The organism is Streptomyces sp. NPDC058683 (genome assembly GCF_042716195.1).
Classification (GTDB): Bacteria; Actinomycetota; Actinomycetes; order Streptomycetales; family Streptomycetaceae; genus Streptomyces.
Window position 1 is genome coordinate 1 of the sequence record NZ_JBHXSK010000129.1, and the last position, 2,135, is coordinate 2,135.

2 protein-coding genes are annotated in these 2,135 nt (G+C 66.3%); one reads left to right on the forward strand and one right to left on the reverse strand.

The window, feature by feature from the left end:
• Window positions 1-174: 174 nt before the first annotated feature.
• Entirely contained in the window at window positions 175-816 is a 642-nt protein-coding gene (locus ACFWXC_RS52960; protein ID WP_384491527.1) for a hypothetical protein, read from the forward strand.
• Window positions 817-845: 29 nt separating this feature from the next.
• Here the strand turns inward: ACFWXC_RS52960 and ACFWXC_RS52965 are convergent, their stop codons facing one another.
• Window positions 846-1,967: an IS630 family transposase gene (locus tag ACFWXC_RS52965; protein WP_384491529.1), complete on the reverse strand. Its 1,122-nt coding sequence runs from the start codon at window positions 1,965-1,967 to the stop codon at window positions 846-848.
• Between the last annotated feature and the right edge of the window lie 168 nt (window positions 1,968-2,135).

Sequence of the window (2,135 nt, forward strand, 5' to 3'; positions counted from 1 at the left end):
CGTGATCTCCACAGCAGAAGGCCCGGGATGCGACATACCAATAGGGTAGTAACCAACCCTCAGGATTTCTGGCGCATCACACTAGTGCTCTGACCCCATACCTTCGCCGCGTTGAGCGGGTGTGGGGCCGTTGATGCCAGCTACCTGGCCGAGGCGTCCGCCTATGCTCGGCTCGTGCAGCCGCTTTCCGACAGCAGCAATCCGTTGATCACGGCGTTCCCAGCCGAGCTTGCGAGCGATGCCGAGGCAGTCCTGGCGGTGATGCCTGATTCTCGGCACCAGCCGCATGCCTCGTTCTCGGTCGCTGTAGAGGGCCAGCAGATTTTGATCCCCGGGCGCATCTACAACGACGAGCCGTCAACTGACGCGGTGGCGTCGCTTTCGTCGCGCCAACGGCAGCTTCTGCACTGCCTGTACTCAAGGCACTGCGACGGGGTGGTCAGACAGCGTCACCTGGAGAAGGTCGTTGGTTCCACGGACCCATGGGTCGTCCCCTTCGTCGTGCAGCTGGTAGGCGAGTACGTATTGGAGATCCTGGTCGTCATCTGCGATGAGCTCCGTGATCTCGCGACGCCCGGCACCTGCGGCCACCTCGCTTACGGGCAGTTCATCGTGGACAACCCTGCCTTCTTCGCGCGCACTCAACGACGGGTCGTAAGCTACTGGAGCTGCTACTACCGGGGCACCTACGCGAGTTTTCGGGGCTACCCAGGGTGCACTCTTCTTGGCCTCCTGCGGTCCGCTGCCTCCGACAGAGCAGGGCATCCCTGGCCCAACTTCGCTCCAGCCGGCGCCAGAGTGGACGGCTACTGCTAGGACCCGGCCGGGCATGGTCACGGGGCCGGTCAAGCGGCATCGGCGAGGGGACGTCCGCCCCAACGGATGCCCTTCTCACTGCGGATGCGAGCGCGCTCGCGGCGCTGGGCTGCCAGCACGTCGGGGTGACGGGCATTCGCGTTGCGCCAGCGCAGATAGGCGTGCAAGGCCCGGGTCTGCACGGTGTGGTTGCGGTGGTTGGAGTTGGCGATGGTGAACTGCCGCAGCGGCCCGAAGTGCGCCTCGATTGGGTTGGCCCAGGACGCGTACGTCGGCGTGAAGCACAGCTCGACGCGGTTCTTCTTCGCCCAGCGGCGGGTCGTCTCGCCCTTGTGTGCGGACAGGTTGTCCAGGATGACGTAGATGGGGGCGCCGTCCGGTCGGGCAGCCCGGATCGACCTGAGCGCGGCCAGTGTGTTCGCGGCACCCTTCTTCTGGCGGTTGATGCCCCAGAGCGTGTCGTCGCCGACTGAATAGCAGCCGTGGAAGTACCTGACGCCGTGGGTGCGGTGGTAGGTCGCCGGGTGCCGCTCGGGATGACTGGCGGGGGCCCAGCCCGCCCCGCCGGCGGGGCGGATGCCGAGCGGGCCGAACTCGTCGAATGCGAAGACCCGGTCCGGGAAGCCGTCCAGGACCTCCTCGATCCGGTCCAGCTTTGCCTCGCGGTCGCGGTCCGGGGACTCCTTCCACGTCTTGGTGCGCTGGAAGGTGATGCCGTGGCGGGCGAGCAGACGGCGTAACGCCTCGCGGCCGATGCGGATGACCCGCCCATGGACTTTCCGCAGGTAGGCCAGCAGTTTGCGGATGGACCAGCGGGTGAAGGGCTGGCCGAGCTTGGTCGGGCGGGTGGTGGCCGTCTGGACGACGAAGTCCTCTTCGTCAGGACTGAGCAGGCGGGGACGGCCTCCCGCCCACCGAGGGTCCAGACAGGCCAGGCCGATCTCGTTGAATCGGTGGATCACATCCCGCACCGTGTCCTCGTCGGCCTGCACCAGCTGGGCGATCACCGGGACCCGGTTCCCGCCGGCCGACGCCAGCAGCATCATCGCGCGTCGGAAGCGAACCGAACTGGTGCTGCCCCGGCGCACGATCTGCTGCAGCTTCTGCCCCTCCTGGTCGGTCAACCTGCGCACGCGGACAGGCTCAGCCACCGCACCCCCAGCACTCGGATCGGACGTCACCGCACATCCAACCGCCCCAACCACCAACCCGGCGAACCAATGTGGTCAGAGCACTAGTGTGATGCGCCAGAAATCCTGAGGGTTGGTTACTACCCTATTGGTATGTCGCATCCCGGGCCTTCTGCTGTGGAGATCACG